Annotated in this window: 19 protein-coding genes and 1 pseudogene; 7 read left to right on the forward strand and 13 right to left on the reverse strand. The window is 68.7% G+C overall.

Going from position 1 to position 25,009, the window contains the following annotated elements:
• Positions 1-42: 42 nt before the first annotated feature.
• From ACQR3U_RS14210 to ACQR3U_RS14230, 5 genes are all read right to left on the reverse strand, one after another.
• Positions 43-1,170: a resuscitation-promoting factor gene (locus ACQR3U_RS14210; RefSeq protein WP_230810729.1), complete on the reverse strand. Its 1,128-nt coding sequence runs from the start codon at positions 1,168-1,170 to the stop codon at positions 43-45.
• A 391-nt stretch (positions 1,171-1,561) separates the two neighbouring features.
• A complete protein-coding gene (locus ACQR3U_RS14215; RefSeq protein ID WP_269065721.1) occupies positions 1,562-3,241 on the reverse strand; it encodes a sulfatase-like hydrolase/transferase in 1,680 nt (559 codons plus the stop codon).
• A gap of 141 nt (positions 3,242-3,382) precedes the next feature.
• The gene (locus tag ACQR3U_RS14220) at positions 3,383-3,811 is read right to left on the reverse strand and encodes a DoxX family protein (RefSeq protein ID WP_019288774.1); all 429 of its coding nucleotides are present in this window, start codon (positions 3,809-3,811) and stop codon (positions 3,383-3,385) included.
• 79 nt (positions 3,812-3,890) lie between these two features.
• Positions 3,891-4,967, reverse strand: a complete 1,077-nt coding sequence (locus ACQR3U_RS14225; protein WP_006553815.1) for a maleylacetate reductase — start codon at positions 4,965-4,967, stop codon at positions 3,891-3,893.
• A 40-nt stretch (positions 4,968-5,007) separates the two neighbouring features.
• The gene (locus ACQR3U_RS14230) at positions 5,008-5,838 is read right to left on the reverse strand and encodes a TatD family hydrolase (protein ID WP_060652139.1); all 831 of its coding nucleotides are present in this window, start codon (positions 5,836-5,838) and stop codon (positions 5,008-5,010) included.
• Between the two features lie 22 nt (positions 5,839-5,860).
• Between ACQR3U_RS14230 and metG the strand changes: the two genes are divergently transcribed.
• From metG to ACQR3U_RS14255, 5 genes are all read left to right on the forward strand, one after another.
• On the forward strand, positions 5,861-7,441 hold the full coding sequence (gene metG, locus ACQR3U_RS14235; protein ID WP_006553813.1) for a methionine--tRNA ligase: 1,581 nt from the start codon (positions 5,861-5,863) through the stop codon (positions 7,439-7,441).
• 87 nt (positions 7,442-7,528) lie between these two features.
• Positions 7,529-8,668: a DUF2786 domain-containing protein gene (locus ACQR3U_RS14240; protein WP_051121661.1), complete on the forward strand. Its 1,140-nt coding sequence runs from the start codon at positions 7,529-7,531 to the stop codon at positions 8,666-8,668.
• A gap of 134 nt (positions 8,669-8,802) precedes the next feature.
• Positions 8,803-9,981 (forward strand): NAD(P)/FAD-dependent oxidoreductase, encoded by a 1,179-nt coding sequence (locus ACQR3U_RS14245; RefSeq protein ID WP_230810727.1) that lies wholly within the window; start codon positions 8,803-8,805, stop codon positions 9,979-9,981.
• Entirely contained in the window at positions 9,978-10,859 is an 882-nt protein-coding gene (locus tag ACQR3U_RS14250; protein WP_039583783.1) for an RNA polymerase sigma-70 factor, read from the forward strand. Before ACQR3U_RS14245 ends, ACQR3U_RS14250 begins: the two co-directional genes overlap by 4 nt.
• Positions 10,860-10,871: 12 nt before the next feature.
• A complete protein-coding gene (locus ACQR3U_RS14255) occupies positions 10,872-12,224 on the forward strand; it encodes an aminodeoxychorismate synthase component I (RefSeq protein ID WP_071934493.1) in 1,353 nt (450 codons plus the stop codon).
• 393 nt (positions 12,225-12,617) lie between these two features.
• Here the strand turns inward: ACQR3U_RS14255 and ACQR3U_RS14260 are convergent.
• The 3 genes and pseudogenes from ACQR3U_RS14260 to rsmI all read right to left on the reverse strand — a co-directional run.
• Positions 12,618-16,163 (reverse strand): annotated as a pseudogene (locus ACQR3U_RS14260) (WD40 repeat domain-containing protein); the annotation flags it as partial.
• Between the two features lie 286 nt (positions 16,164-16,449).
• Positions 16,450-17,853, reverse strand: a complete 1,404-nt coding sequence (locus ACQR3U_RS14265) for an alanine/glycine:cation symporter family protein (protein ID WP_230810726.1) — start codon at positions 17,851-17,853, stop codon at positions 16,450-16,452.
• Between the two features lie 252 nt (positions 17,854-18,105).
• A complete protein-coding gene (rsmI, locus tag ACQR3U_RS14270; protein ID WP_071934491.1) occupies positions 18,106-18,993 on the reverse strand; it encodes a 16S rRNA (cytidine(1402)-2'-O)-methyltransferase in 888 nt (295 codons plus the stop codon).
• A gap of 23 nt (positions 18,994-19,016) precedes the next feature.
• Here rsmI and ACQR3U_RS14275 point away from each other — a divergent pair, with 23 nt between their 5' ends.
• Positions 19,017-20,594, forward strand: coding sequence for a dolichyl-phosphate-mannose--protein mannosyltransferase (locus tag ACQR3U_RS14275; RefSeq protein WP_372477609.1), 1,578 nt, complete (start codon positions 19,017-19,019; stop codon positions 20,592-20,594).
• 31 nt (positions 20,595-20,625) lie between these two features.
• On the opposite strand, the gene ACQR3U_RS14280 is transcribed toward ACQR3U_RS14275, so the two are convergent.
• The 5 genes from ACQR3U_RS14280 to mscL form a co-directional block, all read right to left on the reverse strand.
• Positions 20,626-21,426, reverse strand: a complete 801-nt coding sequence (locus ACQR3U_RS14280; protein WP_230810724.1) for a T3SS (YopN, CesT) and YbjN peptide-binding chaperone 1 — start codon at positions 21,424-21,426, stop codon at positions 20,626-20,628.
• An 88-nt stretch (positions 21,427-21,514) separates the two neighbouring features.
• Positions 21,515-21,961, reverse strand: a complete 447-nt coding sequence (locus tag ACQR3U_RS14285; protein ID WP_019288786.1) for a hypothetical protein — start codon at positions 21,959-21,961, stop codon at positions 21,515-21,517.
• On the reverse strand, positions 21,958-23,568 hold the full coding sequence (locus ACQR3U_RS14290) for a BCCT family transporter (RefSeq protein WP_006553803.1): 1,611 nt from the start codon (positions 23,566-23,568) through the stop codon (positions 21,958-21,960). The genes ACQR3U_RS14285 and ACQR3U_RS14290 overlap by 4 nt, the downstream gene beginning before the upstream one ends.
• Before the next feature lie 114 nt (positions 23,569-23,682).
• Positions 23,683-24,045, reverse strand: coding sequence for a GntR family transcriptional regulator (locus ACQR3U_RS14295; RefSeq protein WP_039583790.1), 363 nt, complete (start codon positions 24,043-24,045; stop codon positions 23,683-23,685).
• 12 nt (positions 24,046-24,057) lie between these two features.
• The gene (mscL, locus tag ACQR3U_RS14300; protein WP_006553801.1) at positions 24,058-24,507 is read right to left on the reverse strand and encodes a large conductance mechanosensitive channel protein MscL; all 450 of its coding nucleotides are present in this window, start codon (positions 24,505-24,507) and stop codon (positions 24,058-24,060) included.
• A gap of 150 nt (positions 24,508-24,657) precedes the next feature.
• Here mscL and arsC point away from each other — a divergent pair, with 150 nt between their 5' ends.
• Entirely contained in the window at positions 24,658-25,005 is a 348-nt protein-coding gene (gene arsC, locus ACQR3U_RS14305; protein ID WP_006553800.1) for an arsenate reductase (glutaredoxin), read from the forward strand.
• The last annotated feature ends 4 nt before the right edge of the window (positions 25,006-25,009 follow it).

The raw sequence follows: 25,009 nt of genomic DNA on the forward strand, positions 1-25,009 counted from the left end.
AGCGCACTCGGGAGCAGGTCACACCGCGCACACCCGCGCCGGTCAGCGCAGACCGAGCTTGCTGGTGCAGGATGGCCAGGCGCCCCAGCCCTGGGCCGCCTGGACCTTCTCCGCGACGGCGATCTGCTGCTCGCGCGTCGCGAGATCGGCACGCGGCGCGTACTGGGTGCCGCCGAAGCCGGCCCACGTCTGCTGCGTGAACTGCAGGCCACCGTAGAAACCGTTGCCGGTGTTGATCGCCCAGTTGCCGGTCGCCTCGCACTGCGCGAGAGCGTCCCAGGTGGAGCCGCGACCGGAGGCCGGCACGGCGGGCTTCGGCTTGGTGCCGACGCGGACCACGACGGGCCGCGGCTCGACGAGGACCTTCGAAGCGGTCTCGGCGCGTCCGACCTCGACACCGTTGACGGTGTGAACGTCGAAGGTCACCGACCGCTCGCCCGGAGCACCCGGGTCGCTCACGGCGGCCTCACCCTCGAGCATGTTCGGATCGTCCACGCGGTTCTCCGGCGGGGCGATCGGCAGGTTCTCGGTCCGCGACTCGGTCCGGTCGCGGGTGACCACGACCTCCATGCCCTCCGCGAGTTCCGCGTCGAGGGCAGGGGTGACGCTGTCGGCCTGCTCGAGCTTCGCGCCCTGGGCCTCGAGGAACTCGGCGACCGTCGGCGCTGCGACGCGCACCTCGGCGGCGGGCGCGCCGTTGTCGGCGAAGCGCACCATCTTGGGGTTGACGACCTCGAGATCGGCACCGTCGAGCGGGAGGCGGTGCGAACGGGAGGCGGAGACGTAGGCGTCGTCGGAGAGGCGGAACTGGTCGAGCGCCTCGTCGACGGTCAGCGCGGTGGTCCACACCGAGCGCTCCTCACCGTCGACGGTGAGGCGCAGCTCGCGAGCCTGTCGCAGGACGATGGTGTCGCCGTCGGAGACGGACGAGTCCACGGCCGGGGCCACGACGTCGTTCTCGTCGACGGTGTAGCCGGCTGCGGCCAGGATGTCGCCGACGTTGGAGTTCATCGTGCCGAAGGCACGCTGCTCACCGTCGACGTCGAGGACGACGTCCTTGTGCTGAACCACAGCAGTGGCGCCACCGGCACCGAGGGTGACGAAGACGGCGGCGACCACCGAGTAGAACACCGGCGACTTGAGGCGATTGATCTTGATGAAAGGTGACACGATTATTTCCAGACGGACGACAACTGTGATCACAGCACGGTAACGAGACGGCATTGTTATCGCAACTTCATCGCGTTTACCTGCACAGATCATGATTTCTGTCAGATCACGACGCACGTCACAGATATCGGATCGATATTAGCTCGATCATTTTCAAGTGTCCGAAATCGCCATTTCGATCGACACTCGGAAGAAGAACTTCCTCGCGATTCGGGCGGCAAGGACATGGACTCCGTGAGGTAGCCGAGGAGCGCGCGCAGCTGTGCCCTGCCCCATGCGGGGGCGTTCGAGGTGCCGATGCCCACAGGCTCGGACGGAGCGGCCGGCTTCGCGGGCGCAGCGGTTTCCGGGACCGCCTACCGATGGTCGCGGTTGCCGGTGATCGGCTTCGTCAGCGTCCGGCCGACCCGCTGGGAATCGGGAGATCGGCGGATCCGCTCGGTACGGGGAACTGCGGAATCGTCACAGCCGGGGTGGTGCCCGTGCGGGCCATCACGTCCATCAGGACGGCGTGCATGGTCGCGACCTGCACCGGGTCGAAGTTCGCGAGATCGAGCGGGTTCGCGCGGTTGCGCGTCTCGAGCGGATCGTCGTGCAGGTCGTAGAGCTCGAACTGCGGCAGCGCGCGTCCCGACGGATCGAAGTACATCGCGTACTTCCACCTGTCCTGCCGGACGGCACGAATGTGGTTGGGCTGCTTCACCGTCGTCTGCCCATTGGCCGCGGCGGCGTTCTCGTCGTCGAAGGTGAACAGGACGGTGTCCTGCACCTGTGGCGGCGTGCCACCGGACGACGCGCCCTCGATGACGGGCGTGAGGTCGACGCCCTTGAACGTCCACGCCGAACGGTCGGGCACGGCGGCCATCGTCGCGAGGGTGGGCATGACGTCGATCAGCGACGCGAGCGCGTCGGTGGAGACCGGCCTCGGGAACATCACCGGATTGCTCACCACGAGAGGGACATTGAGCGTCTCCTCGTAGGCGTTGAAGGCCTTCTGGCGGAGTCCGCCGTGGGAGAGCCCCATCTCACCGTGGTCGGCCACCCGGAAGACGACGGTGCGTTCGCGCATGCCCGAAACCGATTCCAGCGCATCGAGAACCGTCCCGATGTGCTGGTCGACGACCTTGTGCATGTAGGCGTACAGGTTGACGTACTGCCGTGCCGCTTCGGGACCGACGAGCGGACCGAGCGCACCTGCGAGCAGCAGGAGCAGTTCGGCCTGGGCGGTGGGCTTGAAGTTGCGGAGCAGGTCCTCGTCGATGGTGGGCGGCAGGTCGATTCCCTGCTCGAAGGCTTCGGGTGCGAACGCCCCGTAGTTGTTGCAGTCGCCGTCGACCTGATCCCAAGTCTTCGGGTACGAGAGGATGTCGTGGGGATTGGCGAACGACACGATGAGCGCGAACGGCCTGTCGTCGGAGGCGCTGCGCGACCGCAGGAATTCGGCGGCGTCGGAGGCGATCTTGCCGTCGCGGTCGGCGCAGCCACCCCCGAAGTTCTCGGGTGCTGTGTCCTGCCCCGCCTCCGGGGGCTCCCACCCCGCGAAGCCGTACCGCGCGATGTCGTCGGGCGACGGGTCGCCGCCGTCGGCGCCCTTGCTCATGTGCCATTTGCCGCGGTAGTGGACGTCGTATCCGGCGGAGAGCAGCATCTTCGCCATGTTCTGGCCGTCCACCGGCAGCACGGGTTCGGTGGGCGAGAGCGTGCCACCCTCGGTGAGGGTGCTCACCACCCCGTGCTGGGCGGGATAGAGGCCGGTGAAGAACGTGCTGCGACTGGGCGAGCACATCGCGGCGTTGCAGAACGACCGCGTGAAGGTCAGCCCGGTGTCGGCCAGACGCTGCCGGTTGGGCAGGTTGTTGCGCGCCCAGTCGGCCGGCCAGTGCATCGGCCGGCGCTCTTGGTCGGTCATGATGATGAGGATGTTGGGACGCTGCGGTGTCCGAGGCTGTGCCGCAGATGATCCGGCGCCCACGAGGCCGGCAGCGAGGAGCGCACCCGCGCCCGCGAGGAAGGTCTGTCGATTGACATTCCACGTGGTGTCGCGACGCGGAACAGCCTGCTGCACGGTCATATCGGTCCTGTCGGAGAGATCCGTGAACGCGTATGTCGTGCAGGAGAATAACAAGACATATGCGTTGAGCACGCGTCATCGGACGGAAGAGGCGCTGAGGACGATCGGGGGAAATCGTCCACAGCGCCGCGGAACCGCAGGTCAGGCCGTGCGCAGGAGCGGAACCTTCCGCGCGAGGAATCGGTCGACGCTGAACGCTCCCGCACCGACCGCGGCGAGTAGGAGGGCCCCTGCGCCGAGCGCGGCCACGAGTTCGAAACCGCCGTCGCCGACGTAGATTCCGTTCTCCACGTGCACGATGAAGAACGCGCCGAGCATGAGCAGGAACAGCAGGACGCCGAAGACGGGGACGAGCACACCGAGGATGAGCGCGAGACCGCCGAGGATCTCGATCCAGGTGGCGACGAACGCCGAGACGGCCGGGGCGGGCACGCCCATTCCTTCGAAGCCGGCCTTGGTGCCTTCGTATCCCCACGAATTGAACTTCTGCAGTCCGTGCGCGAGGAAGATGACACCGAGTACGAGTCGGGCCACGAGGATGCCGAGGTCGCGGACGAGAGGAGTCTTCATTTCGAGCCTTTCGGGTAGGAGGCCGGAGAGCCCCACTTAGTTGAAGCGACAACTAAGGTAGCAACCCTTGGTTGTAGCTTCAACCAGACTTCTGCGCCGGTTCCGGACGGGTACCGGCGAACGCCTCCCCCAGCAACCGTCGCACGCCCACCTCCGTGACCTCCCGGGGATTCGGATACGGCTTCGCCGTCGCCAGTCGTGCCGCCTCGTCCAGATCGGACTCCCGGAACCCCAGTTCCTCGAGACTCGTCGGCCCACCGGCCGCCGCCACGAGGTCGTAGACGCCCGCGGACGCCGAATCCGTGCCGAGCGCCTGCGCGACCCGCACCATGACGTGCGGTACCGACGGTTCGTTGTAGGCGAGCGCGTGGGGCAGCACGACGGTGTGCGTGGCGGCATGCGGCAGGTCGAACGAGCCGCCCAGCACGTGACAGAGCTTGTGGTGCAGCCCCATTCCTGCCGAGGCGAGACAGGTTCCGGAGAGCCACGCCGCGAGCAGCAGATCCGAACGCCCCTCGGGATCGGCCGAATCCGCACCGAGCGCCGGGATACCCCGGGCGATCGCGGCCACGGCCTCGAGCGCGAGGGCGTCGACGATCGGATTGGCCTGTTCGGAGTAGAGGGCCTCGACCGCGTGGGCCATCGCGTTGATCGCGCTGGTCACCGCCAACGGAATGGGCATCGAGGTGGTGAACTCGACGTCGTAGATCACGGTCTCGGGAAGGATGTCGGGCGACGAACGCGTGGTTTTCACCCCGTCGGCGGTCTCACCGAGAACGGGCGTCACCTCCGACCCGGCGTAGGTCGTCGGCAGGATCACCTGATCGATCCCCGTGCGGAGTGCCAGTGCCTTGGCCAGTCCTGTGGTCGAGCCGCCACCCACCACGACGACCGCATCGACGTCGTGCTCGGTGACCCGGCCGAGGACCCGTTCGGTCACCTCGACCGGCGTGTGCATCACCGCGCCGTCGAAACGCGCGACCTGCAGATCGCCGAGATACTTCTCGACCAGTTCCGCCTGGTGCCGCACGTGCTCGCCGGCGAGCAGCAAAACGCGGGAACGATCGAGTCGACGTACTTCGTCCGCGACCCGCGAGGCGGTACCGGGGCCGAAGATCACACGTACCGGATGAGAGTTGTAGACGAAGGAGCGCATGCCCGTATTCTCACGACGGGAGTGGGGACGCGCGTGCCCTTTACGAAAGTCCGTACACCCGCTCGGCGTTCGCGGTGGTGGCCGCCGCCAGTTCCTCGGCGTCCTCGCCCCGCACCTCGGCGAGCGCGCGCACGGTGTACGGCAGGCAGTACGACTCGTTCGGCGCGCCCCGGAAGGGATGCGGGGTCAGGAACGGCGCGTCGGTCTCCACCAGCACCAGCTCGCGGGGCACGAGCGGCGCCGCTTCACGCAGGGCCTTCGCGTTCTTGAAACTCACGGTGCCCGAGAAGCTCAGCAGGTATCCGGCGTCGACGCAGCGGCGGGCCATGTCGGCATCCGACGAGAAGCAGTGGAAGATCACCTTCTCGGGTGCGCCCTCGTCGTGCAGGACACGCAGCAGGTCGGCGTCGGCCTCGCGGTTGTGGATCATCAGCGGCTTGCCGAGTCGCTTCGCGAGGTCGATGTGCCAGCGGAAGCCCTCCTCCTGCTCGGCCGGTTCGGCGCACCCGTCGAGCTTGCCGGGCCAGTAGAGGTCGAGGCCGGTCTCCCCCACCGCGACGCAGCGCGGGTCGGCGGCGAGTTTCTCGATCTCGGCGCGGGTAGCGTCGTCGAGACTGTTCGCGCGGGTGGGATGGATGGCGACGGCCGCGTGGACGCGGTCGTCCCAGTGCGCAGCCCGCACGGCGAAACGCGCCGCCTCGAGATCGTCGGCGACGGTGACGATGCGTCCGACCCCCACCGCGGCGGCACGATCGACGATCGCGGAGGTCGTCGCGGCGTCCTCGGCACCGCACGCGTCGAGGTGCGTGTGGGCGTCGACGAGGGGACTCAACGGCTGCGGGGCTTCGGGGGCGGGACGGGCTGCGCTCACGCCCTATAAACTACTGGCCACCATGACTGCGCCTGATTCCTCCCGCCCGGCTGCCGGCGATCCCACCCGCCCGCCGTTCTACGTCACGACCGCGATCGCGTACCCGAACGGCGCCCCGCACATCGGGCACGCCTACGAGTACATCTCGACCGACGCGATCGCGCGGTTCAAGCGTCTCGACGGCTTCGACGTGCGCTTCCTGACCGGCACCGACGAGCACGGCCTGAAGATGCAGCAGACCGCCGCGAAGGAAGGCATCCCGGTCACCGAACTCGCGTCCCGCAACTCGGACGTGTTCGAGGCCATGGACAAGCGGCTGAACATCTCGTACGACCGGTTCATCCGCACCACGGACGCCGATCACCTCGAGGCGAGCAAGGCGATCTGGCAGCGCATGGTCGACTCGGGCGACATCTACCTCGACACCTACGCGGGGTGGTACTCGGTCCGCGACGAGGCGTTCTACACCGACGGCGAGACCACCCTGCTCGAAGACGGCTCGCGGATCTCCACCGACACCGGCACCCCCGTGGAGTGGACCGAGGAGTCCACCTACTTCTTCCGGCTGTCGGCTTATCAGGACAAGCTGCTCGAGCTCTACGAGAAGCAGCCCGACTTCATCGCCCCGGCCACCCGCCGCAACGAGATCGTCAGCTTCGTCTCCGGCGGCCTGAAGGACCTGTCGATCTCCCGCACCACCTTCGACTGGGGTGTGCCGGTCCCCGATCACCCCGATCACGTCATGTACGTGTGGGTCGACGCGCTGACCAACTACCTCACCGGCGCCGGCTTCCCCGACACCGAATCGGAGTCCTACCGCCGCTACTGGCCCGCCGACCTGCACATCATCGGCAAGGACATCACGCGGTTCCACACCGTCTACTGGCCGGCCTTCCTCATGTCGGCGGGGCTCGAACTGCCGAAGCGGGTCTTCGTCCACGGCTTCCTGTTCAACAAGGGCGAGAAGATGTCGAAGTCGGTCGGCAACGTCGTCGACCCGCTCGAGATGGTCGACCGGTACGGCCTCGACCAGCTGCGCTTCTTCCTGCTCCGCGAGATCTCCTACGGCCAGGACGGCAGCTACAGCCACGAGGCGATCGTCACCCGCATCAACGCCGATCTCGCCAACGACCTCGGCAACCTCGCGCAGCGCTCCCTGACGATGGTCGCGAAGAATCTCGAGGGCACCGTGCCCACGCCGGGCGAGTTCACCGCCGACGACGAGGCGATGCTCGCCCAGGCCGACGCGCTGCTCGCGAAGGTGCGCGCCGAGTTCGACGCGCAGGCCCTGCACCTCGGTCTCGAAGCGATCTGGCACGTCCTCGGCGAGACCAACCGTTACTTCTCGGCGCAGCAGCCGTGGGTGCTGCGCAAGACCGATCCCGAGCGGATGGCGACGGTCCTGTACGTCACGCTCGAGGTCGTTCGGATCGTGGGTCTGCTCGTCCAGCCGGTGATGCCCGATGCCGCCGCGAACATCCTCGATCTCCTCGGTCAGACACCCGAGGCACGGCAGTTCGACGCCGTCGCGACCCGCCTGGCTCCGGGCACGACCCTGCCCGCCCCGGCACCGGTGTTCCCGCGCTACGTCGACGAGGACTGAGCGTCCGATCCGGCGACGGAGAGCTTTCACCTGCGTGTTCTCCGTCGCCGCGCAAACCTGTCGGTGCCGTGCGCCACACTGCGGCGCATGCGCAGCGATAGAACACATGTTCGATCCGATGGCCTGAACGAGCACTCCCTGCTCGCCGAGCTGGGCGGTGCCTACGAGCGGGGATGGCAGCCCGCCGACGTGCTCCACGTGACGGCCCGCTCGGGTGGTCCCTCCGATGTCGCACTGACGGCGGCCACGATGCTGTTCGACGCGCAGATCCGGCGCGCGGCCGAACGCGCCCCCGTCGAGTGGGTACGGCAGCTCGACGAGATCACCCGCCGGCACCCGCGTCCGGCCCACGCCGCCGGAGCCCCGACCCTGGCCGACGGTCTGTTCCGCGCGTTCCCCGACGTCACCCGCTTCGAGATCGAAGGGCTCGCCTTCACCTGGAAGTACCTGCCGTCCTTCGCGATCCTCACACCCCCGCCGTCGCGATGGCCGTCCGTCCGGTCCGGCGACCCGTCTGCGCCCGCCCCGCCCGACACCCGGATCCTCGAACGCATCCGGGCACTGCTGTCGAAGGCCGAGTCCACCGACTTCCCCGACGAGGCCGAAGCGCTCACCGCGAAGGCGCAGGAACTCGTCTCGCGTCACGCCGTGGGTGCGGCGCTGCTGGCCGGACCCGACTCCGGCACAGACCCGGTCGTCGGCCGGCGCATCCACCTCGACAGCCCGTACATCCGCGAGAAGGTCCTGCTCCTCACCGCCATCGGCGACGCGAACCGCGTGCGCACGGTGTGGTTCACCCGGGTGCAGATCGCGACGATCGTCGGTACCGCCACCGACCTGCAGCAGGCCGAGATGCTGTACACCTCGCTGCTCGTGCAGGCCGGACGGGCCGTGCAGGCGGCCGGAACGGCGGGGCGGCGCGGATCGTCCGCGACCTCCTTCCGCCGCGCCTTCCTCACCGGCTACGCGCACCGGATCGGCGAACGTCTCCGCGAGGCGGACGTCCGGGCCACCGCCCACGCCGCCGCCGACGCGCAGATGCCCATCACGAAACTCGCACCCATCCTCGCCAGACGCTCCGACGCCGTCGACACCGAGTTCCGGCGGTTGTTCCCCGTCACCCGCGACTCGCGTAGCCGCGGGGTCGACGCCGACGGCTTCCACGCCGGTCGGGATGCGGCCGAGACCGCCTCGCTGACAACGGAATTCCGCACGGTCGGTCGCTGACCGGATCGATCACCGACGAGGTCGACAGCAGGAGACGGGCGTCACAGGAATTCGCGGTGGCGCCGTGTCACATCCCTGCCACGAGCGGTGTCCTATCGGTGACACCACTTCCGACAAGCGAAGGGAACAGAGCGATGACGACGCAATTCCATGTGGTGGTCGTAGGGGCGGGCTACGCCGGAGTGATGGCTGCGAACCGCTTGCTCGCCGAACACCCCGAGGTGGCGGTCACCGTCGTGAACCCGCGACCGGTCTTCGTCGAACGCGTCCGGCTCCACCAGGTGGCGGCCGGATCCGGAACCGCCACACACCAACTGTCCGATCTCCTGCACCCGCGGGTGACGCTGCACGTCGGCACGGCCGTACGGATCGAGCCCTACGCGGTGTCCCTCGCCGACGGCACGGTCCTGCCATGCGACGCGGTGGTCTACGCCGTCGGCAGCACCACGGGCTCCGGCGCGATCCCCGGTGCGGAGAAGGCGTTCTCCGTCGCCGACCTCGACTCCGCCACTGCCCTGCGCGACGCGCTCATCGAGGCGGACGATCACGCCTCCGTCGTCGTGATCGGTGGCGGGCTCACCGGTCTCGAGACCGTCACCGAACTCGCACAGTCGCATCCGCGGCACACCCTCGTCCTCGTCGGCGATCCGGGGGCGGCCCTTCCTGTGAACACGCAGCGTTACATCCGCCACCGGCTCGACGAACTGGGCGTTCAGGTCCGGTCGGGAACGCGGGTCGCCCGCATCGACGACGGCTCGGTCGTCCTCGACGACGGCTCCGAGATCCCCGCGACCCTCGTGGTCCGCACGGCCGGTTTCTCCGTGCCCGACCTGGCCCGTCGCAGCGGCCTGCCGGTCGACGACGACGGTCGTCTCCGGGTGCGCGACACCCTGCAGGCGGTCGACGGCTCGCCGATCGTCGGCGTGGGCGACGGCATGCCGGTCGTCGGCGTGGGCGACGCAGTGGTGGTGGACGGCAACGACCACCTGCGCATGAGCTGCCAGGCGGCGATGCCGCTCGGCATCCACGGCGCCGACACGGTGTGGCAGTTGTTGCAGGGACGCAAGCCGGCACCGCTCTCGCTCGGTTTCGTCACGACCTGCATCTCTCTCGGCCGCGATCGCGGCGTCGTGCAGTTGTCGGCACGCGACGACACCCCGTCGAGGTGGGCCCTGCGCGGTCGGCTCGCAGCACCGGTGAAGGAAGCCGTCGTTCGTGGGACCATCCACACCATGCAACTCCAGGCGCGCGGACGTGCCCTGCCGTCCCGACGCGGACCGGACACCGCCGCACGCGAGAAGGCTCACGTATGACCGGCGACGACGTCTTCACCGAGCATCGGGGACTGCTGTTCTCGATCGCCTACGAGATCACCGGCAGTGTCGCCGACAGCGAGGACGTCCTGCAGGAGAGTTACATCCGCTGGGCCCGCACCGACACCGGCAGCGTCGACAATCCGCGGGCCTACGCGGCGCAGATCGTGACGCGTCAGGCGCTGAACTCGCTGCGCTCGGCGCAACGCCGCCGGGAGGACTACGTCGGGCCGTGGTTGCCCGAGCCGATGCTCACCGCCCCCGACGCAGCCGCCGAGGTCGAACTCGCCGAGTCGGTGTCGACCGCGATGCTGTTGGTGCTCGAGACATTGACGCCCGTCGAACGCGCGGTTTTCGTGATGCGCGAGGTGTTCGGTTTCGAGTACGGGCGCATCGCCGAGACGGTCGACCGTACCGAGAGTGCCGTCCGGCAGATCGCGCACCGCGCCCGCGAGCACGTCCATGCCCGGCAGCGACGCTTCACTCCCGCGGGCGACGAGACCGACCGGGTGGTCGCGGCGTTCCTCACCGCGGCCACCACCGGCGACCTCGACGGACTGCTGTCGCTGCTGGCTCCCGACGTGCGGTACCTCGCCGACGGTGGCGGCAAGGTCACTGCGGCCCGAGTTCCGATCTTCGGCTCCGCGAAGGTCGCCGGCCTGTTCCTCGGACTGGTCCGGCATCCGCTGCCCGACATGACCATCGAGCCGGCCGTGGTGAACTCGATGCCCGGTTTCCTCGTCTACTCGGCAGGTGTCCTCGACATGGTGCTGCACCTCGAGATCGACGACCACCTGATCACCGGCGTCTACGTGGTCCGCAATCCCGACAAGCTCACGCATCTCCGGGCTCGTCCCGATGCTTCCGACCAGACATGACAAGCTGACGCCATGCGGATGGAACGACTCGGCCGCGGCGGCACCGTCGATCGCGTGCTCGGTGCACTCGCAGAACGCGCCAGGATCCTCGCGATCCCCGCCCCGGCGGCACTGTCGGGTGAATGGTTCGGGGCGGCGGCCGTGCTCGTCCCGTCCGTGTCCGTCGAATCCGTCCCACCGGCAGAGGTCTTCTCCCTCCCCGCGGACGCTCCCGGGCCCGGCGGTGCCGATCGGCGCTTCCAGCGCAGTGACGACCGGCCGCTCATCGGAGGCGGGCGCATCGGTTATCTCGCCTACCCGGATCGCATCCCGGACCGACCCGCGCTGCCCCTCGCCGCGAGCGGGTGGACCGACACTGTCCTGCGTCTCGACGCCGACGGGTGCTGGTGGTACGAGACCCTCGGTACCGCACCCTGCCCCGACGATCTCGCCGCGGCAGTCCTCGATTCACCGTCGACCGCCGCCCCGCCGACGAACGCCACAGAGTCGACGAACGCCACGGACTGGCACATCGACTGGACACCACCGCCTCGCGACGAGCACCGCCGCGGCGTCGAACACTGTCTCGACGCGATCCGCGCCGGCGAGGTGTACCAGGCGTGCGTGTGCACGCGGTTCACGGGCAGATGGGACGGCGATCCGCTGGCGTTCTTCGCCGACGGGATCTCCCGGACTGACCCTCCGCGCGCCGCCTACCTGCAGGGATCGTGGGGTGCGGTCGCGTCGCTCTCGCCCGAACTGTTCGTCTCCCTCCACGGCGACACGCTGCGGTCGAGTCCGATCAAGGGCACCCTCCCCCTCTCCGCCGACCCCGCCGGGCTACGGGCATCGGTCAAGGACGTCGCCGAGAACGTGATGATCGTCGATCTCGTCCGCAACGATCTCGGCCGCGTCGCCGAGACCGGTTCGGTGCGGGTCGAGGATCTTCTGACCGTGCGTCCCGCACCCGGCGTGTGGCATCTGGTGTCCACCGTCGCGGCGGAGCGGCGACCGGGTGTGACGGTCGCCGATGTGCTCGACGCGGCGTTCCCGCCCGCATCGGTGACGGGCTGCCCGAAACTCCGCGCCCGGACGCTGCTCACCAGGTGGGAGGGTTCCGCGCGAGGTGTCTACTGCGGCACCGTCGGCATGTCGAGTCCGATCGCCGGCACCGAACTGAACGTCGCGATCCGCACCGTCGAGTTCGGGCACGACGACAGCGGCAACGGCGTGTGCGCGCTCGGTGTGGGAGGCGGCATCACCATCGACTCCGATCCCGACGCGGAATGGCAGGAATGCCTCGACAAGGCCGCCAGCATCCTCGCGCTCGGCGACGCGCGGGCAGCCGTTCAGCACACCTCGTCGGGAGGCGACGGCAACTCGTAACGGTCGAGGACCTCCTCGAGTCGCACCGAGGTGGAACGGCAGATGCGGGCTACGACGGCATCGGCGTCGAGCCCCCATGTGCGGAGCAGACCGTCGCCACCGGCGGCGACGATGGTGCTGTCGGGCGCGAAGGTCACCTGCCATCGTCCCGTTCCCATGTCGGTGACCGGGCCACCGATCTCGTGCATGCCGCCCGGGTCGGCGACGTCCCACAGACGGACAGTGCCGTCGTCGCTGCCGCCTGACCGCGCGGGTGCCGTCGAGGGTGATGGAGACGGAGTAGACCGTGCCGGTGTGGCCGCTCAACCGGGTCTCGCGGGCGACGAAGTCACCGGACTCGGTGCGGTCCCAGACCACCACGTCGTGGTCGTCCCCGCCGGTCACCAGCACGTCGCTCGACCCGCCGAAGGCCACGGTGTTCACGCCGGTTGCGTGCCCGTCCGAGACGTTCACCCGTGTCGGGGAGCGCGGATCGGTCACGTTCCAGGCGTAGATCTCGCTGTCGGCGCTCGTGACCACGAGACTTCGGCCGTCGGGGCTGATGGCAGCACTGCGCACGAGATTCTTCGGTCCCGTCAGCGGCTGGCCCCACGGCACCGGTTCGGCGGGATCCGCGATGTCCCACAACTGCACCGTGGAGTCGTCGGCGCCGGTCACGAGGGTCGTGCCGTCGGGTCCGAACGCCAGGGCGGAGGTGAACCTCGTGTCGAGCGGCACCGGATCGCCGAACGGCTTCGGTGTTGCCGGATCGCGCACGTCCCACAATTGCACGCTGCCGCCGGAGGTCGGTGCCGTGGCCAGGATCGTGCCCGAGGGCGAGAGCGCGCACACGTACGCACCGCCGAGCGGGCGCGGCAACGCGATCCCACCGGCGCGGTTCCAGTCGCCGCCCTGATCGACCCGCCAGAGCGTGACATCCGGTCCGTAGCTGCCGGTCGCGACGAGGGCTCCGGCACGATCGATCGCCGGCCTGGTCAGCGCTCCGTCGGCGACCGCCATCCGGGTCTGCGGCATCGTCCACACCCGGACGTTGGAATCCTGTCCGCCGGTGACGACGGTGGTCCCGGTCGGGCTCACCGCGAGCGTCGGGACACCGCCTCCGTGCCCGGTCAGCGGCGGGCCGATCTCGTCTAGGGTTCGTGTCGACGGGTCGACGTCCCACAGTTTCGCGGTGCCGTCCCAGGACGCGCTCGCCAGTGTGCGTCCGTCGGGGAGGAACGCGATGTTCCAGACACCGCCGGTGTGGGCGTTCGTCGGCACCCCCAGCGGGCGGGCCGCGCGCGGATCGGTGGTGTCGAACAGGTGCAGCACACCGTCGTCGCTGCTCGCCGCGAGGATCGTGCCGTCGCCGTTGAAGCTCACCGAATGGGCCACGTCGCCGAAACCGGTGAGCGGCTCACCGAGCGGCACCGGCCGCGAGGGCGTGCTCACGTCCCATAGCCGGACGGTGCGGTCGTCGCTCGACGTGGCGAGGACCTGCCCACCGGGACGGAAGGCCACCGTCCGCACACCACCGTCGTGCTCGTCGACCAAGGTGACGGGGAACCGGCCCGATCCGGGATCCGAGGTGTCGACGAGTGCGACGTGCCCGTCGTCGTAGGGCACGGCGAGCACCCGCCCGTTGGGTGAGTACCGCACGTTGTGCACGGCGCCGTCGGCGTAGACCTGCCGGTCGAGCACCACGCGCGGCGCGGCACGATCGGACGCGTCGTAGATCCACACACCGCCGTCACCTGCCCCGATCGCGAGGAAACGGCCGTCGGGGCTGAACGAGACGGACGCCATGTACTTCGACGACAACCGCAACGGCTCGCCCACGGCGGACGGTTCGTCGCCGTCGAGTGCCCACAGGCGGACGGTGCCGTCATCGCTCGCCGACGCGAGGGTGGCCCCGTCGGGGGAGACGACGACGCCGTACACCGGCCCGGTGTGTCCGCTCAGTGTGTACGCGAGGGGCACGGCCTGGCTGGCGATGAGCCTCGAGTACGCGACCGGGCTGTCGGGCTGGAGTTCGGCCGCGACGAGCGCCAGGTTCGCCGAGATCGTGGAGTCCTTGTCCCGCAGGGAGTCGGACAGCGCGACGATCTGCTGGAACTGCGCGGTGCTCCGTGCCGTCTCGGCCCGGCTCTTCGCGTCCCAGGCCAGTCCGGTCATGACGAACGCGATGATCGTGGACAGCGCCATCGCGGTGATGCCGACCCGCCGGGTCCGGGTCTCGCGGGCGATCTGCCGCCGGGAGGCGTCGAGGAAGGCCACCGCGATGGGGCTGAGCGCGACCGGCCCGCGCCGGCCCTCGGGAGTGCCCGCCATGGCGAGGTGCGGATTCTGCTCGGACACGACGTCCATGCGTCCGCGCTGGTAGAGCAGCTCGCGGTTGCGTCCGGAGCCGAGCCAGGTCGACGCGTCGGCCTCGATCTGCTGTCGCAGGGCGGCACCGGCGCGGTCCTGCTGGATCCAGGACTTGAGTCGGGGCCACGCGTCGATCACCGCATCGTGGATGAGTTCGACATAGTCGGCGTCGACGACGAGCACACGTGCCGACACGAAATGGTCGAGGACGCGCTTCGACGCGTCGCGATCCTCCCCGCCGACCGCGAGCAGTTCGTTCAGCGACCGCGCGATCTTGACGTCCGTGCCGGTCGTGGTGACGTACACCAGGTGGACGAGCATCGAGCGGGCACGGGCACGGTCGGAATCGTCGGCGAGACTCTCCCACGCTCGTTCGGCGCCGGCGGCGACGGATCCGCGGACCCCGCCGGTCGCGCGGTAGGCGGCGACGGTGAGCGTGCCCCCGCTGCGCTTGTCCCACAGGGAGTCGAGCAGGTGGGACAGCAGGGGAAGCTCGGTGCCGCTGATCTCACCGTCGGCCAGTCCGGTGAGGTCGTGGAGGATGAGGTCGACGAGACCTGGTTCGAGGCGGACACCCACGAGTTTGGCGGGCGCGGTGATGACCTCGACGAGATCGTCGCGGTCGAGGGGCTGGACGGTCTTGGTCCGCCGTTCGAGGGCCCGGGCGAGCACGGGAGTGGCCACTGCCTGGTCGTAGAAGTCCGACCTCATCGTCGCGACGACGAGTGCGGGCGCGTCGCCGTCCGAACCGGTCGACGCCGTCTCGATGAGGGTGAGGAACTCGGTGCGCAGAGCGACGTCGCTGCACTGGGTGAACAGTTCCTCGATCTGGTCGACGACGATCAGCAGCAAGGACGACGACGTACGGGAGGTCGCGGCAAGCAGGGCCGCGTGGACGGCGGTGTGGTCGGCGGGGTCGCCGACGTCGGTCAGTTCGGGGAGCGCGTCGACGAGTCGTGCCACCGGGTCGGTGCCGGGGGTGAGGACCACCGGGTGGCAGTCCGGCGCGGAACACAGCTGGGGAATGAGACCGGCCTGGACGAGCGAGGACTTGCCGACGCCGGAGGCACCGGTCACCACGACCGGGCCCTGCCCGTGGGAGGCCGTCACCACGTCGGCGAGGGTCCGCACACTCTGGGCGCGCCCGAAGAACAACCGGGCGTCGTTCTGACGGTAGGAGGCGAGTCCCTTGTAAGGGCGGATCCCGGGCGGCACCGATACCGATGCCGATTCCTTGGTGCGCGGAGCGTTCGCCTGGCCGCGCGCGGCCTTCCACCAGTTCTCCCACTGCTTCAGGGAGTACAGACCGGGGGCCGGCGGTTCGGCGTTGAGCTCCCGCGCCGCGCGGATGAGGACCACGAGCACCGGATGCACCGACTCGAAGTTGGCCGGCATCCGGTTGCCGCTGCGCCAGTCGCTGACCCGCTGTACGGAGACGGTCCGGTCGCTGCCCACCGCCCGGGCGACGGTCGCGGCATCCGAGACGACCTTCTTGAGGGCGGGACGACCGGCTGCGGCGAACAGCATGCGCAACTGGTCGGCGAAGAACTGACGCTGCGCCGAACCAGGCTTTCCGCCGGTCTCTGACATCCGTTCCGCGCCCTTCGTGCTCCCGTTCCCCGCCTGCAAACATCCGCTGCGGAAAAATTCCTCACCACGTCTGAGCAGGGATGATACCGGTTCCGCGCCGGTCGGTATTCTTCGTCCCCATCAAAGACGAGGAAGAGTGGTGACCACGCAAGGTTCGGCCTTGCAGTGTGGGGCGGGGGCCTCCACGCCGATAGGGACTGACGAGGGGTAGTTCCGGGTCGGCGTGGAGGCATGCTCCACATACGTTCGGCCCCGCATCACGCGGGGCTTTTCGCGTATCCCCGGCCTACTTCACGACGTCGGGATCGTCCGTCGCGACGGGGCTATTCAACAGATACGGATCGCGATCCAGGTAGGCCTTCGTCTCCCGCGCGATCAGACCCGACAGCACCAGCAGACCGATCAGGTTCGGCAGCGCCATGAGGCCGTTCATCACGTCCGAGAAGTTCCAGACCACCTCGAGCTGGGTGGTGGCACCGATGAACACCACGATCACGAAGATCGCGCGGTAGGGCACCACGCCGCGGCGACCGACGAGACGCTCGACGCACCGCTCGCCGTAGTACGACCAGCCGAGGATCGTCGAGAAGGCGAAGAAGACGACCGAGATGGCAACGATCCAGTGACCCCAGTCCCCACCGAGTCCGTCGGCGAAGCCGGCCGATGTCATCGCGGCGCCCTGCTCGCCGGACTCCCAGACTCCGGTCGTGACGATGACCAGACCGGTGAAGGTGACGACGATGATCGTGTCGATGAACGTCTGGGTCATCGACACCAGGCCCTGACGCACCGGGTGGGTGGTCTGGGCGGCCGCGGCGGCGATCGCCGCGCTGCCCATGCCCGACTCGTTCGAGAAGATGCCGCGCGCCACGCCGTAACGCAGAGCGATCATGAAGACCGATCCGATGAAGCCACCGGTGGCCGCCGTGCCGGTGAAGGCATCGGTGAAGATGAGCGCGAAGGCATCGGGGATCTGCGTGAAGTTGACCGCGAGGACGATGATGCCGGCGCCGACGTAGAGGAGGATCATCGCGGGCACGAAGCCGGCGGTGACCCTGCCGATGGACTTGATGCCGCCGAGCAGGACTGCCGCGGCGAGCACGGTCATCACGATGCCACTGAGCCAGGTCGGCACACCGAAGGTGCCGTCGAGCTGGGTGGCGACGGTGTTGGCCTGGGTCATGTTGCCGATGCCGAAGCTGGCGAGCACGGCGAACACCGCGAACAGCAGACTCAGGACGAGACCGGCCTTGTTGGGGATGGCGCGGGCGAGGTAGTACTGCGGACCACCGCTCTGCTCACCCTTGGCGTCGGTCGTGCGGTACTTCACGCCGAGGAACGCCTCGGAGTACTTGCTGGCCATGCCGACCAGGCCGGTGACCCACATCCAGAACAGCGCCCCGGGCCCGCCGAAGTAGATCGCGGTGCCGACACCGGCGATGTTGCCCACGCCCACCGTCGCGGCGAGCGCGGTGGTCAGTGCCTGGTACTGGGAGATGTCGCCTTCGGTGGCGCCTTCGTCGTGGCGGGTGATCAGACCCAGCCGCAGTGCGGGCCACAGCTTGCGGAACTGGATGCCCTTCAGCCGAATCGTGAGCACGAGGCCCGTGCCCAACAGCAGCGGGATGAGCAGGTACGGCCCCCACACCACCCCGCCCACCTCGACGAGGAAATCGTTCACCGAATCCATCCGCGTCCTCCTGATCGTCCGAAGCCCCCGACAGCGTCCGACCGGCCGGTGCCGGTGACGTCTGCGCTCGGGACCCGGCAGAGTCTAGGCTTCCGTGGCACGCAATGTCCCCGGACCCCGCGGCGCGTCCGATATGCGTTCTTCTCGATCGGTGGGCGGCAGGCCGCGTCAGTCGCGACGCGCTTCCAGCACCGCGTCAGTCGCGACGCGCTTCCAGCACCGCGTCAGTCGCGACGCGCTTCCAGCACCGCGTCAGTCGCGACGCGCTTCCAGCACCGCGTCGTACAGTTCGCGCTTCGAGACCGTCGCACCGGACGACGTCGACGCCGCTTCGGCGACGACGGCGCAGGCGTCCTTCAGCCGCATCCCGTCCTCGACCTTCCGTTCCACCTCGTCGACGAGGTCGACGGGGTCGGTGGCCACGGCAACCGCCCCTTCGAGCACCACGGTGATCTCACCGCGCGCGCCCTCGACGGCCCACTCGGCGAGTTCGGCGAGCGTGCCGCGGCGCACTTCCTCGTAGGTCTTGGTGAGTTCGCGGCAGACGGCGGCGCGACGGTCACCGCCGAGCACGTCGACGGCGTCGGCCAGACAGGCCGCGAGCCGGTGCGGCGCCTCGAAGAACACCACGGCGCGAGGCTCCTGGACGAGCGTGCCGAAATACGCGCGTCGCTGGCCCGGTTTGCGGGGTGGGAACCCGTCGAAGCAGAACCGCTCGACCGGCAGGCCCGACAGGGCGAGGGCGGTGGTCACGGCGGACGGGCCGGGTAGGCAGGTCACCGGCAGACCGGTCTCGACGCATGCCGCGACGAGCCGATAGCCGGGATCGCTCACCGACGGCATGCCCGCGTCGGTGACGAGCAGGACGGTGCGGCCCTCCTCGATGTCGGTGACCAGGCCCGGCAGTCGCGACACCTCGACCTGATCGTAGAAGCTCACGACCCGCCCGGTGATGGTGACGCCGAGCGCCGCGGCGAGTGCCTTGGTGCGCCGGGTGTCCTCGGCGGCGATGACGTCGGCGGTGCCGAGAGCGTCGCGGAGACGCGCCGAGGCGTCACCGATATCTCCCATCGGAGTGGCGGCCAGCACGAGCCGGCCCTCTCCCGGATTCGCGCCGTGGACCGGTTTGGCTGCCTGCATACGGCTCAGCCTACGATCGGAACGTGACCGTGACGGACCGCAGCCCTTCACAGGCCCCCGGCCGTGGTCCGTCGGCAGCGCAGGATCGTCGCCTCATCGGTCCAGGCCCGTTGGTGCCCGGACCCGAGCCCCTTCCGGAAGATCGGGCGCGCGGCTGGATCGTCACCGCCTTCGTCACGGCGCTCGCCGCGATCACGCGGTTCACGATGCTCAGCTACCCCACCGATGCGAAGACGCCGGTGTTCGACGAGAAGCACTACGCCCCGCAGGGCTGGCAGGTGCTCACCGGCGGCTGGATCGAGGACAATCCCGGCTACGGGCTCGTCGTGCATCCGCCCGTCGGCAAACAGATGATCGCGCTCGGCGAGGCACTGTTCGGATACACCGCGTGGGGTTGGCGTTTCTCGGCCGCTGCGGCCGGCGTCGTGCTCGTCCTGCTGGTCGTGCGGATCGTGCGGCGGCTGACCCGCTCGACGATGCTCGGCGCGATCGCCGGTCTGCTGCTCGTCGTCGACGGGGTGACCTTCGTGTCGTCCCGCCTCGGCATGCTCGACATCTTCCAGGCGGTCTTCGTCGTCGGCGCCTTCGGATGCCTGATCGTCGACCGCGACGACGTGCGCGCCCGGATGGCCCGGGTCCATGCCGAGGGCCGTGTTCTCGACAGTGTGTGGGGTCCGCGCTTCGGTGTGCGCTGGTGGCGCTTCGGCGCGGGCATTCTGCTCGGCCTGGCGGTCGGCACCAAGTGGTCGGGCCTGTACTTCATCGCGTTCTTCGGGCTGATGTCCGTGGCCTTCGACCTCGCGACGCGTCGCGCGTACCGGGTGCAGCGACCGTGGATCGGGACGGCCCTGCGCGACATCGGCCCGGCACTGTATGCCCTCGTGCTCGTCCCGCTCGGGGTGTACCTGTCGACCTACTGGGCGTGGTTCGCGAGCGAGACCGGCGTCTACCGTCACGCGGTCGGCTCGCGGATCGGCCACGACGGGATGTTCTCGTTCGTGCCCGACGCGCTGCGGTCACTCTGGTACTACAGCGCGAGCGTCCTGGAGTTCCACTCCGGCCTGACGAACTCGGCCGGCAACCAGCATCCCTGGGAGTCGAAGCCGTGGACGTGGCCGATGGGCCTGCGTCCGATGCTGTACTACTTCGCCGACGGCGAGCGGATCAGCGGATGCGACGCCGAGCAGTGCGTCAAGGCCGTGATGCTGATCGGAACGCCGGCGCTGTGGTGGGTGTCGGTGCCGGTGCTCGGATGGGGACTGTGGCAGCTGCTCGTCCGCCGCGACTGGCGGTGGGCCGCGGTGCTCACCGGATGCGGCGCGGGGATCCTCCCGTGGTTCGCGAGCCTCGACCGGCAGATGTACTACTTCTACGCGGTGCCGATGGCGCCGTTCCTGGTGATGGGTGTCGCGCTGGTGCTCGGCGACATCCTCGGGTCGCCGCACGCCTCGACGGAACGACGGACGACCGGGCTGCTCGTGGTGTGCCTGTATGTCGGGCTCGTCATCGCGAACTTCGTGTGGTTGTGGCCGATTCTCACGGCGCTGCCGATCACCCCGGAGCACTGGAACGACCAGCTGTGGCTCCCCAGCTGGCGCTGAGCGGAGCGCAGTCGCTCGTCCCGAGGAGAGCTCAGTTGGGTTCGTCGAGCACGCTGCCCTCGGCCAGCTCGACGTCGCGGTCCCTGTCGGAGCCGTAGCGGATGCCGTCGAAGCGGCGCTCGAATCGCTCGTCGACGACCGTGAGGAAGCCCTTGAGTCGTTGGAGCAGCTCGGACAGGTGGCGGGGCACGAACGGATCGCCGAGCAGGTCGACGGTGGCGACAAGCCGGTCCTCGACGAGCACCACCTTGATGTGCGGCCACGTCCGGTTCAGTTCGGTGAGCTCGGCGAGCGCGTGGGTGCGACCGCCGGTGGGCGTGGCTCCCGGGGTGTCGTCCTCGGGGATCGCGTGCAGCAGCGGTGCCCACAGCCGGATGCTGCCGTCGTCGTCGATCACGACGAAGACCACATGGGAGTCGAGGACGACGACGAAGTCGCCGTCGGCGTCGACCGGCACAGGGCGGCCGAGGGCGTGCGCGAGCGCATCGCTCACGCGTTCGCGGAGGTCGCCGAGGGCTGAGGGCGGGTGTGCCTGCAAGAAGGCCGGATGCGGCACCTTCCCGCGACCGCGCAGCACCGACACGATGTGCCGGGCGAGCGTGTCGGCCTCGGACACGGGCCTGGTGACCGGCTCGGATCCGGTGACCTCGATCGTGGCGTGTCCCCCGGCGCTCGCGAGCACCCGCACGCAGGCCGCGGGCCCCGAGGCGGTCTCGGCGTGCAGTTCGAAGGCGTCGGGTCCGGCGAGTTCGGAGATGCGCCGGGCCAGTTGCGAGGCGTAACGGGACCAATCGCGGTCGAGGGCGTCGTCGAATCGGTCGGTGTCGGTCACGCGCACTCCTCTCGAAGAGCAACTGCCGGGCAGGCGACACCGTACTCGGGGTGGGCGACAACTCACCGCAGGCACGCGGCGTCGTGTGTCACCCGTGATGCCGTCGTCCGGCCGCCGCCCACACCGCGACTCGCGATCCGCGTTCGAGGATGTCGACGATCGCGAATCCTGCCCGTGCGAGAACGGTGCTCACGGTCATCGAGACGGTTCCGGTGTCCTCCCCCGGTCCTGCCCCGTCGATCACCCACAGTTGTCCGTCGTCGGTCAGCAGCGGCGCGAGGGCGGCCGCGGCGGCGGTGTCCTCGCGGAGGTCGGGGATGTCGAGTGCGTAGATGCGGTCGAACTTCTCCCGCTGCGCGAACTCGTGGGCGCGGGTCACCGAGGGTGCCACGCGCACGCGGCCGTGGGGACCGACGTTCTCGGCGACCACGGCGGAGGCGGGCCCGGCGTCGATCGCGAGGACGGACGTGCCCGGACGCGCATCGAGGACGTCGAGCAGGAACTCGACGTCCTCGATGTGGGACCGCTCGGTCATTCGACCTTGCGCAGTGTCCGTTTCCTGCGCCCGCCCGTGATCAGGGGGTCGCGCTGCAGATCCCGGTACAGCGACACGCACAGACCGATCATCACGAGGAGGAAGGGAGCTGCCGCGATGATCGTCATCGTCTGCAGGGCGTTGAGGGCTTCCTCGCCGCCGCTCCACAGCAGCAGGGCCGCGACACCGCCGGTGAGTCCGCCCCAGAAGACCACGACGCCGCGATTCGGCGCGAGGGTGCCGCGTTGACTGAGGCTGCCCATCACCATCGACGCGGAGTCCGCTCCGGAGATGAAGAAGATGGCGATGAGGAGCATCGCGACGACCGTGGCGATGCCGGTGAGCGGGAGGTTGCCGAGCACCCCGAACAGCTGTCCTTCGACGCTGTCGGCACCCGCGATGTCCAGGCCGTCCAGCTGCTGTCCGATACCGGCGCCGCCGAACACCGAGAACCAGATGAGGCTGACGAGGCTCGGGACGAGGATGACACCGACGATGAACTCGCGGATGGTGCGGCCGCGGCTGATGCGGGCGAGGAACATGCCGACGAAGGGCGCCCACGAGACCCACCACGCCCAGTAGAAGATCGTCCAGCTCGACAGCCACTCACCTGCGGCCTCGTTGGAGGCGGCCGTGCGCGCCGACATGCGGGCGAACTCCGCGGCGTAGGCACCGAGGGTGGTGGGCACGAGGTTGAGGATGAAGACGGTGGGTCCGAGCACGAACACGAAGATCGCCAGGATCGCGGCGAGCACCATGTTGATGTTCGACAGATATTGGATGCCCTTGGCGACACCCGTGACCGCGGAGGCGATGAACGCGAGCGTGAGCAGTGCGACGATCGCGACGAGCAGCATCACCCCGGCCGTCTCGAGCCAGCCGGTGACCTCGAAGCCCGAGCCGATCTGCAGCGCGCCCAGGCCGAGCGACGCCGCGGTGCCGAACAGGGTCGCGAACAGGGCGAGGATGTCGATGACCTTGCCGAGCGGACCTTCGGCCCGGCGTCCCAGCAGCGGGATGAACGCCGAGCTGATGAGCTGCTTGCGACCCCTGCGGAAGGTGCCGTAGGCGATGGCCAGACCCACCACGGCGTAGATCGCCCAGGGATGCAGGCTCCAGTGGAACATCGAGGTCGCCATCGCGACGCCGGTGCCGCCGGTGCTGCCCGGTGGCGGCTCGACGAAGTGCGAGAGCGGTTCGGCGACACCGAAGAACATCAAGCCGATGCCCATGCCGGCGGCGAACATCATCGAGATCCAGCTGACGGTGCGGAACTCCGGCTTCTCGTCGTCCTTGCCGAGCGGAATGCGGCCGTATCGGCTCACCGCCAGCCAGAGCGCGAAGAACACGAATCCGCTCGCCGTGAGCACGAACAACCAACCGAACTCGACGACGATCCAGTCGAGGATGTTCCCGGTAACGGTCCCGAAATTGTCGGTGGCGGCCAAGCCCCACACCACGATCGCCGCGACCAGCGCGGCAGCGACTCCGAAGACCACTTTGTCGGTCTGCGGCGGATGCGCCGCGGACGCGGCTACTTCAGAAGCACGGGCGCCCGAGACCTCGTCGATCTCCTCGGACCCGGGCCGATCACCAGGGACATTCATGCGAACAAACCTTGCAAGTTTCGGGCGCCTGCGGAGCGGAATCGTCGAACCCGAGAAAATCATCACATTCCGGACGCGCCGTGCATTCTCTGCACGAACTCGAAGATCGACAGGTCAACCCGCGCGCAGGGCGGCCGAGACGAACTCGAGGATCTCCTCGTCGGACATCCCGAGTGCCCTCACCTCGGTTACGTACTCGTTGGTGGATCGCTGGGCCCGCGTGCGGGTGGGATCGCCCGTGTCGGCGACGAACGTCCCCGCCCGCCCCCGGGCTTCGAGCACACCCACCTTCTCGAGTTCCCGGTAGGTCTTGGCGACCGTGTTCGGAGCGATGCCGAGGGTGTCGGCGAGGCCCCGGACGGTGGGCAGCTTGGTACCAGCGATCAGCTCACCATCGTGGACCAGGTCGACGATGCGTCGCCGCAGTTGCTCGAACGGCGGGACAGGCGAGTCTGGATCGATGGCGAGGTCGAGCATTCTCGCAGGTTATCAGCGCTCGGTGACCTTGACGGGTGCTTCGGCCGAGGGCACCTCGGCAGGGGCGTGGTTGTAACTCCCGGTCTCGAGCAGGTCGCGGATCTGGATGAGCAGATCGGTCTCGCTCAGCGGCTCGTCCTCGGGCTCCTTCTCCGGCGCGAAGCGGGCCTTGGCCGCGTTGACCGGCACGATGAGCACGAAGTAGACGACGGCCGCGATGATCAAGAAGTTGATCGCCGCGGAGATGACGGCGCCCAGGTTGACGAAGGTCGCGTCGTTCGACGAGAGCAGGCGGAAGCCGAAGCCCATCTCATTGTCGCCACCCACTGCAGCGACCAGCGGGTTCACGATGTGATCGGTGAACGCCGTGACGATGGACGTGAACGCCGCGCCGACGACCACTGCGACGGCGAGTTCGACGACATTTCCGCGCAGCAGGAAATCCTTGAAACCTTTGAGCATCGTGCTCCGTACCTTTTCTGGTGAGAATTCGAAAAACTTCAGTGCGCGGAGATCGTAGTAACGCTGCCCACCGGCTTCAACAGGGACGAATCGGGCAACACGGCGGCGGGTGGCAGCGGGTTACGGATTGCGCCGGGGCAGAATCGGGCCATGGCAACCACGGCGACGATCTATCACAACCCGCGCTGCAGCACGTCACGCAACACTCTGGCGTTGCTGAAGGAGAACGGACTCGAACCCACGGTCATCAAATATCTCGAGACTCCGCCCTCCCGAGACGAACTGCAGGCGCTGCTCGATGCGGCAGGTCTCACACCGAGTCGAGCGATCCGGAAGAAGGAATCGCTCTACAAGGAGCTGAACCTGGCCGAGGCGTCCGAGGACGAACTGCTCGATGCGATGGTCGCGAATCCGATCCTCATCGAGCGTCCGCTGGTCGTCACCGACAAGGGCACCGTGCTCGCGCGTCCGGTCGACAAGGTGCGCGAGATCCTCTGACGAG

The organism is Rhodococcus sp. IEGM1339 (genome assembly GCF_050321925.1).
In the GTDB taxonomy this organism is placed as follows: Bacteria; Actinomycetota; Actinomycetes; order Mycobacteriales; family Mycobacteriaceae; genus Rhodococcus; species Rhodococcus pyridinivorans.

Bases quoted from the DNA above. Each gene is read 5' to 3' on its own strand.
- ACQR3U_RS14225 (WP_006553815.1), bottom strand. From the start codon at position 4,967: ATGCGCTCCTTCGTCTACAACTCTCATCCGGTACGTGTGATCTTCGGC.
- ACQR3U_RS14290 (WP_006553803.1), bottom strand. From the start codon at position 23,568: ATGAATGTCCCTGGTGATCGGCCCGGGTCCGAGGAGATCGACGAGGTC.
- ACQR3U_RS14240 (WP_051121661.1), top strand. From the start codon at position 7,529: ATGCGCAGCGATAGAACACATGTTCGATCCGATGGCCTGAACGAGCAC.
- ACQR3U_RS14245 (WP_230810727.1), top strand. From the start codon at position 8,803: ATGACGACGCAATTCCATGTGGTGGTCGTAGGGGCGGGCTACGCCGGA.
- ACQR3U_RS14285 (WP_019288786.1), bottom strand. From the start codon at position 21,961: ATGACCGAGCGGTCCCACATCGAGGACGTCGAGTTCCTGCTCGACGTC.
- ACQR3U_RS14255 (WP_071934493.1), top strand. From the start codon at position 10,872: ATGCGGATGGAACGACTCGGCCGCGGCGGCACCGTCGATCGCGTGCTC.
- arsC (WP_006553800.1), top strand. From the start codon at position 24,658: ATGGCAACCACGGCGACGATCTATCACAACCCGCGCTGCAGCACGTCA.
- rsmI (WP_071934491.1), bottom strand. From the start codon at position 18,993: ATGCAGGCAGCCAAACCGGTCCACGGCGCGAATCCGGGAGAGGGCCGG.
- ACQR3U_RS14250 (WP_039583783.1), top strand. From the start codon at position 9,978: ATGACCGGCGACGACGTCTTCACCGAGCATCGGGGACTGCTGTTCTCG.
- mscL (WP_006553801.1), bottom strand. From the start codon at position 24,507: ATGCTCAAAGGTTTCAAGGATTTCCTGCTGCGCGGAAATGTCGTCGAA.
- ACQR3U_RS14220 (WP_019288774.1), bottom strand. From the start codon at position 3,811: ATGAAGACTCCTCTCGTCCGCGACCTCGGCATCCTCGTGGCCCGACTC.
- ACQR3U_RS14215 (WP_269065721.1), bottom strand. From the start codon at position 3,241: ATGACCGTGCAGCAGGCTGTTCCGCGTCGCGACACCACGTGGAATGTC.
- ACQR3U_RS14295 (WP_039583790.1), bottom strand. From the start codon at position 24,045: ATGCTCGACCTCGCCATCGATCCAGACTCGCCTGTCCCGCCGTTCGAG.
- metG (WP_006553813.1), top strand. From the start codon at position 5,861: ATGACTGCGCCTGATTCCTCCCGCCCGGCTGCCGGCGATCCCACCCGC.
- ACQR3U_RS14265 (WP_230810726.1), bottom strand. From the start codon at position 17,853: ATGGATTCGGTGAACGATTTCCTCGTCGAGGTGGGCGGGGTGGTGTGG.